The organism is Mucilaginibacter sp. P4_C11, from assembly GCF_056402115.1.
In genome coordinates this window covers 38,113-44,539 of record NZ_JBFUIA010000047.1, presented here as the reverse complement: position 1 = coordinate 44,539, position 6,427 = coordinate 38,113, and the positions used below count along the sequence as shown (strand labels likewise).

Genomic DNA, 6,427 nt, shown 5'->3' with positions numbered 1-6,427 from the left:
ATGGTACTTGTTCCTCAAGAATAAACAAAATGGCAATAGGTTTTCTTAGCCATATTTGAACTCTACCATGAATAAAAAAAGCCGGACTTTCGTCCGGCCATGGTATCGTTCGCAAATATTATTGCTGGCAGGTTGCACCTCTGCAGAGCCTGGGTACTCTTATATCTGCATTTGCTATATACTGCTTTTTTTAACTAATTCCACCAACTATTTTTGGCATCATTACCAAACTTTTAAAAGCAGGTATTAAAAGAAGGGGTTAGCAAAACAATCTGCAAACGGTTTTCATTATTCCATCACCTAATAACCACAACAAACACCCGCATACCAAGCACCTTGGTTTCCGTATTGCCGCCAACCACCTTACCCGATACAAAATCAACCGCGCGTATCAAACCCGTGCCATCTGTAGCTTGTAGTTGCTGCAATAATTTGCAAAGCGAAAAAAAATCGCCTTCAAAATCCAGCCGCTGGATGATGTATTTATCGTCGGGGTTGGAGCTGGGTTGCACCGGCACTCGTGATAGTTTCACGTTTAGTTTTTCGGCCTGTAGGGCAATGGTGGTAATCATATTGCTGCGCATGGTGGCCGTATCTATTTTAAAGCGGGCGATAATGTGGTTTAGGTTATTATCTTTCCGCTCCAGGTAGTCTGGCTGGTAGGTAAGGTCGCCGGCCTGGGCTATTTTTTGCTGTAGTTGGCGCCGGAGTTTCCAGGCATCTACGGTGTGGCTGAATGAAAAACGGTAGCATACCAGTAAAAGCAGTACCGATCCGGCTATAAGCAGGTATTCCTTTTTGATGTTCAGGTTTTTCAGCATGCTAATAGTTGATGATAATGTTAAACTTCCCCGTGTTCTGGTCGTTATCAAACTCGAAGTTATCAAGCCCGGCACCTTTTACCCATTTTAACGTTTTAATGCGCGCTATCCATTCATTTACGGCAATAACCTGTTGCGAATTCCCTGAAAGCTTTATCTGTCGGTCTAAAAAATGCTCCCCCCGCGAATCCTTGTTGTTGATATCGGGAGGGTTTATCGCTATTTCCTTCAGGGTTACCTCGCCCGGCAGCAATGCCGCAAGCTGATCGATAAGCCTGGCTTTGTTAAAACCTCCATCCCAGCCCATATCTTTCAGCAGCGCTTCTTTTGTTTTTATCTGCGCCGTAAGCGCCTGCATATCGCTGCTGCTATTTGCCGACAGGCTGGCCTGGCCATCGAGACGGCTATTTTCTGAATTGAGCCAGGAAAGGGTTACAAAATTGAGGAGTAAAAGGATAAAGAAAACACCCAATATTAAAGCACCCGTTACCTTAAGTTTTTTTGTCCCTATAATTTGCAGGTACCGGGCATCCGTGGCATCAACCATCGCCTTAACCGGCTCCAATTTATCGGCAAGCACCAGTTGAAAAGCCGCCGCATAGGGCATAATCAATTGCTGGTCGATGGGCTCCGCCCCTATTTTAAGGGTGAAAGGAGCAACAAATGTAGGGCTGAATTGCACAGCCGTCCAATGCAGGTCGGTATCCCGGCTTATTTGAATGCCATTAAACACTACATCACTTTCGTAAACATTAAGCTGGTTTAACATGTGGGATGCGGCGAATGGGCCAAGGCTCAGCATCAGTATGGTAAAGCCCTGCTGCTCCAATATATTTATCCAATGGTCGGCCAGGGTTTTCCTTACCAGGGATACAAACAACTGATCGTTGGATGCAAATTGCTGCAGGTAAAAATCATCTACATTCAGGTTAGGGATTATTTTGGCCATATCCTGCTGCTCATCGCCGGATGCCGCTGTTACCTGTTTGGTTAAGATGCCTTTGCCCGATAAGTTTAAAGCGATGGGTATTTTGGTGCCAAGTTGTTTGGCAAGACCTTCTGCATCATCTTTTACCCCGAACTTTTTTTCAATGGTGAGTTGCTTGTGATCGGTACTAACCTGGCAGCAGTTTATGGTATAAGAGCCATCCTGCGCAATATCTACAGTGATACCGGCTGCCTGGTTAATATGGTAATATGGCGATAATATACCCATAATACTACCTGATAATGGTGGATTTAATAAACAGTACAGTAACCACCTTCGACTTGCTACGGGTGCGGCTGCTGAATATCCATTTTAAAATAGGGATCCTGGAAAGCAGGGGGATACCCGAGCCGCTGTCGTCGGTTTCTGTACGCTCCAGGCCGCCCAAAACAATGGTATCCTCACTGTGTACCCGGAGGCTGGTTTCAAATTTGCTGATAGCCTGCGGCGGTGGCGAGCCATCGGTTGGGATAGATGTAAAATCGGATATGTTTATTTTAATGCCAAGCGTAACCTGGTCGTCACCGGACACGATGGGTTTTATAGCGATAGACAAATCGGCATTTACTTCCTGGTACACATTGGTAAATATAGATTGCGCGCTTTGAATAGAAGGAATAACATTCTGTGTGGTGTTTTTATAATAACGTTTGCTGCCAATGCTCAGCGTGGCCGAATGACCGTTAAGTGCCGTTAATTTGGGCACCGAGCGCACATCAATGTTATTATTACTTTCCAGCGCCTGCAACCGTACATAAAAATTAGGCACCACGTGGCCCAGGTTAAGCGAGGTTGCTTTACCCACACTGTTTAAAAAGTCGTTAATGCCTTTGGCGCCAAAAGTATAATCTATTCCGGGTAATACCGTGCCCCCCGTTTTTACGCTGTCTGAAACGCCTGCAGAAATACCGGTTGAAACGCTCCGGGTTTTGTGCACGTCAATCATCGTAACTTCTATCAGCACAACCGGAACAAGTACGTCCATCTGCTTAATAAAGCCTTCTACTTCATCTATTTGTGCACCCGAGCCGGAAAGCAAAAGCGTGTTTTGTTCACGGAATTCTTTAATCTCTATACCGCGCTTCCATTCTGAGGGGATCATGGTTACAATGGTGTCAATTGCCCTGTTTTGCAGGTGAATTGCCCTGAAGGTACGCAAACCTTCCAGCTTTCGGTCGCCTATTACATAAATACCTTTTTCGGCATGAAAGGTATATTCGGTACTTTTAAACAATAAGGTTAGCAGGTCATCGTAGCTAACATCGTTTACATGGAGGGTTATAGAACCTTTAATATCAGAGTAAATGGAATAGTTTTTTCCGGTTTCCTGCGAAGCACGTTTAACCAGATCAATAATGGGACTGTTAACGGCATCTACCGAAATCAGCTTTTGGCCGTTAACCTGCCTTACAAATAACCCGCTGGCACCGGCAGCTCCTGGCTGGGCGGTGTTGCGGAATGATTTCCTTACGCCGGTATTCCTATCGCCGTTAACATAAACTTCCTCGTTTTCGTCTAACGGCTGAAAAAGGTAAAAGTCATCTGCCGTATGCACCATTTTTATTTCATTGGCATAAGCCAGCTTACCCAGGGCTGTCTCGAAAGGCGCATCGGCGATATAAGAGGTAACCGTTTTGCCTTGTAGTGAGCCGGGCACCACAATGTTTTTGCCGGATAGCTGCGTTATTCTTTTTGCTGCTGCCGCCAAACTGTCGTTTGTTAATGATAGCGAGAGTGTGTTGTTTGCCGCATTATATTTTATACCCAGCTCCTTAGGCGGGGGCTTTAAAAACTGGTTGGGATCGCGATAAGGCGTGATATTAATGATGGAGCCCACAACTGTAATATCCAGGTTATACTTTTGGGCAAGTAATAACAATATATTGGACGCCGAAACACCGGTGAAGGTATCCGAGATACTGAAATTAAGGCCGGGATCGGAGCTTATACTCAAATTATTGGAGCGCGCAATGGCATTCAGATATTCATGAATGGATACACCGGTAACCAGCAACTGCACTTTTTGGTTAAGCCCGGGAACATCCGTTGCAAGCTCATCCAGTTTTTGTTTAATAAGCTGTAGCCTGTCCTGCTGCTGGGCGCTGGCTGTTATAGCTGCGGCAAACAAGTAAAAACAAATGATAAGGCAGGTAATTTTTTTTAGCATATAATACTTTAATAATTAAATAACAGCGGGTATATCTCGTCAATAGACGTCTGCCCATCGGCAAACAGGCCGAAAGCATTTTCGGCAAGGGTTTTAATGCCCCGTTCTTCTAATAGTGCCTGTACCTGCATATTGCCATTTTTTATTTCGTTGGCCAGGTCAAGGTCTACAGGTATCACTTCGTAAACGGCTTTTCTCCCTTTGTAACCGGTGTAATAGCATTTTTCACACCCACGGGGTGTATAATGGGCCGAAACCTCGCGGTAAGGCTTAAACTGCCGTGGATATAATGTTTTGTCAAAATCCTTTTGCACTTTACAATGCGGGCAAAGCAGGCGAATCAACCGTTGGGCTACAGTTGTATTCAGCGTGTTGGCAACCATATATGACGGGATGCCCATATCTATCAACCTGGAAACCGTTCCCCAGGCAGAATTGGTGTGGATGGTTGACAATACAAGGTGACCGGTAAGCGCGGCCCTGATAGCCATGTTGGCTGTCTCGGTATCGCGGATCTCGCCAACCATAATTACATCCGGATCCTGCCGCAAAAAAGTGCGGAGCGCCGCGGCAAAAGTAAGGCCGATAGCCTCCTTAAGCTGCACCTGGTTTACGCCTTCCAACGTATATTCTACCGGGTCTTCAATGGTAAGAATATTACGGGTTTCCTTGTTAAGCAGCTTTAATGTGGCATACAGCGTGGTGGTTTTACCAGAGCCGGTAGGTCCGCTAATCAGCAGGATACCATTTGGCCTTTTTGCCCCCTGGAGGTAATTATCCAAATCAAACGCCGAAAATCCGAGGCTGTTCAAATCTATATCTGTAGCATCGTTGTTCAACAACCTTAGTACCACCTTTTCGCCGTAAAGCGTAGGCAGGATAGACGCCCGGATGTCAAACTGGTGCCCCTGGTGACTGAAATTGATCCTGCCATCCTGGGGCAGTCGTTTTTCGGCAATATCCAGATTACCCATGATTTTTACTTTGTTAATCAGTGCCGGGTAATCATCCTCCTTCAGCAGGTAACGCTCCACCATGTTCCCGTCAATGCGGATCCTTACCCTGCACTTGTTCTCGTACCGTTCAATATGAATATCGCTGCTTTTCAGATTTTTGGCTTCGCCAATCAGGTTCATCAAAAAGCTGTCCTCGTCATGGCGTACATTGGCCTGCAGTGCTCCTGTAGTGGTATTATCTTTAATATAATAGGTAGCCAACAACCGGGCAATTTCTGATGCAGGTATGGGTTCAAGGAGGATATCAAGGCCCAGCATTATTTCCAGCTCGGCGGCAAGGCTGCCGGTATCAGTATTTTCTTCACAATACAAAGCAAGTTGCCCATTAACCCGCCCTTTGGGCAGCACACGGTAATGCCAGGCCATGTCCTTAGAAAGGATATGGATATGCTCGGTTAGTAATGTGATCTTTATTGCTGTATCCATGGTGTAAGGTAACGGAACAACCAGTAATCATCGGTAACACGGATATGAAAATACCACCAGTCGCCAGCTAAAAATACAATAAATAATAAGGACTGTAACCCGGCCAGTGGAATATGTTTGCCTTTATTGCCGGTTATAAGCTGATAAAATAGCCATAATATTAATACTAATGGCATACTGACGATATAAAAAAAAACATAATTAAGTACCGACAAATAAAACCCGATAGCTACCAAAAATAAAATATCGGCCCAGCCCATTAACCCTGTAGTAATGTTGATGAACCGCCTCCTGCTGATGAAAAGATAGCCGGTTAATACAGCCAGCACCATCACCAGGAAGCTTAAGTTAACCGCAATCTGTTCGCCGGCTAAGGAAGCATCGTTGCCTTCGAGCAGTTTCAGACTTAACAGGCCGATAGTCAGCAACGGAAACAGCGCCCAGTGCACAGCCCGAAACCAAAAGTCCTGCAGGAGAATAACGAGCAGCGACAATAACAAAACAAAACGGATGGCCAGCAACACTTTAATCCGGGGTTACTTCTTTTAATACCTTGTCCTGGTTCATCTCCCAAACGTTAAAATTCCCGTCCTGGTTAAAATCAACTACCGAGGTTGCCCTGGCGGTAAAACCGGTATTGGAAGCATTGGTGATCTCTATCTTATAGTTCGCCCTGGCATCCTTGCTTTCGGTGCTTAGCTTTTCCTGGATAAAGCCCAATTCGTTAAGGTCATTGGTATATTTGGAATGTTCGTAGAAATAGGTTTTCTCCAACATAGATACGTGTTCAAGCTGCAGTTTAGCTTCGGTGGTTTTTGCGCGGGTAATTACGGGCAACAGGTTGGGCAGAGCCAATAACACTAAAATACCGATGATGATCAGTACAACCAGTATTTCCATGAGTGACAGCGCTTTTAACGCACGTTCGGGGTTTGGTTTGAGGTATTTCTTGACAAAAAACATAAAATAGCGAATATACGGCTCAGGCTTCAGGGCAATAATTTTAATT

General features: G+C 45.2%; 6 protein-coding genes. All 6 read right to left on the bottom strand.

From position 1 onward, the window contains the following. Positions 1–296 precede the first annotated feature (296 nt). Genes AC1DU2_RS28280 through AC1DU2_RS28255 form a run of 6 tightly spaced genes read right to left on the bottom strand, consistent with a single transcriptional unit; the run spans position 297 to position 6,318 of the window. Positions 297–821: a hypothetical protein gene (locus AC1DU2_RS28280; RefSeq protein WP_477388698.1), complete on the bottom strand. Its 525-nt coding sequence runs from the start codon at positions 819–821 to the stop codon at positions 297–299. A 1-nt stretch (position 822) separates the two neighbouring features. Next, positions 823–2,037, bottom strand: coding sequence for a hypothetical protein (locus AC1DU2_RS28275; RefSeq protein ID WP_477388696.1), 1,215 nt, complete (start codon positions 2,035–2,037; stop codon positions 823–825). A gap of 4 nt (positions 2,038–2,041) precedes the next feature. Then, a complete protein-coding gene (locus AC1DU2_RS28270; protein WP_477388694.1) occupies positions 2,042–3,976 on the bottom strand; it encodes a type II secretion system protein GspD in 1,935 nt (644 codons plus the stop codon). 8 nt (positions 3,977–3,984) lie between these two features. Then, positions 3,985–5,418 carry a GspE/PulE family protein gene (locus tag AC1DU2_RS28265; RefSeq protein WP_477388692.1) on the bottom strand — a complete coding sequence of 478 codons (1,434 nt, stop codon included), beginning with the start codon at positions 5,416–5,418 and terminating at the stop codon, positions 3,985–3,987. Next, positions 5,403–5,939: a hypothetical protein gene (locus tag AC1DU2_RS28260; RefSeq protein WP_477368093.1), complete on the bottom strand. Its 537-nt coding sequence runs from the start codon at positions 5,937–5,939 to the stop codon at positions 5,403–5,405. The genes AC1DU2_RS28265 and AC1DU2_RS28260 overlap by 16 nt, the downstream gene beginning before the upstream one ends. 4 nt (positions 5,940–5,943) lie before the next feature. Continuing rightward, a complete protein-coding gene (locus AC1DU2_RS28255; RefSeq protein ID WP_477368096.1) occupies positions 5,944–6,318 on the bottom strand; it encodes a hypothetical protein in 375 nt (124 codons plus the stop codon). Between the last annotated feature and the right edge of the window lie 109 nt (positions 6,319–6,427).

Coding starts and splice junctions, on each gene's coding strand:
- AC1DU2_RS28280 (WP_477388698.1), bottom strand. CDS start 821: ATGCTGAAAAACCTGAACATCAAAAAGGAATACCTGCTTATAGCCGGA.
- AC1DU2_RS28275 (WP_477388696.1), bottom strand. CDS start 2,037: ATGGGTATATTATCGCCATATTACCATATTAACCAGGCAGCCGGTATC.
- AC1DU2_RS28270 (WP_477388694.1), bottom strand. CDS start 3,976: ATGCTAAAAAAAATTACCTGCCTTATCATTTGTTTTTACTTGTTTGCC.
- AC1DU2_RS28265 (WP_477388692.1), bottom strand. CDS start 5,418: ATGGATACAGCAATAAAGATCACATTACTAACCGAGCATATCCATATC.
- AC1DU2_RS28255 (WP_477368096.1), bottom strand. CDS start 6,318: ATGGAAATACTGGTTGTACTGATCATCATCGGTATTTTAGTGTTATTG.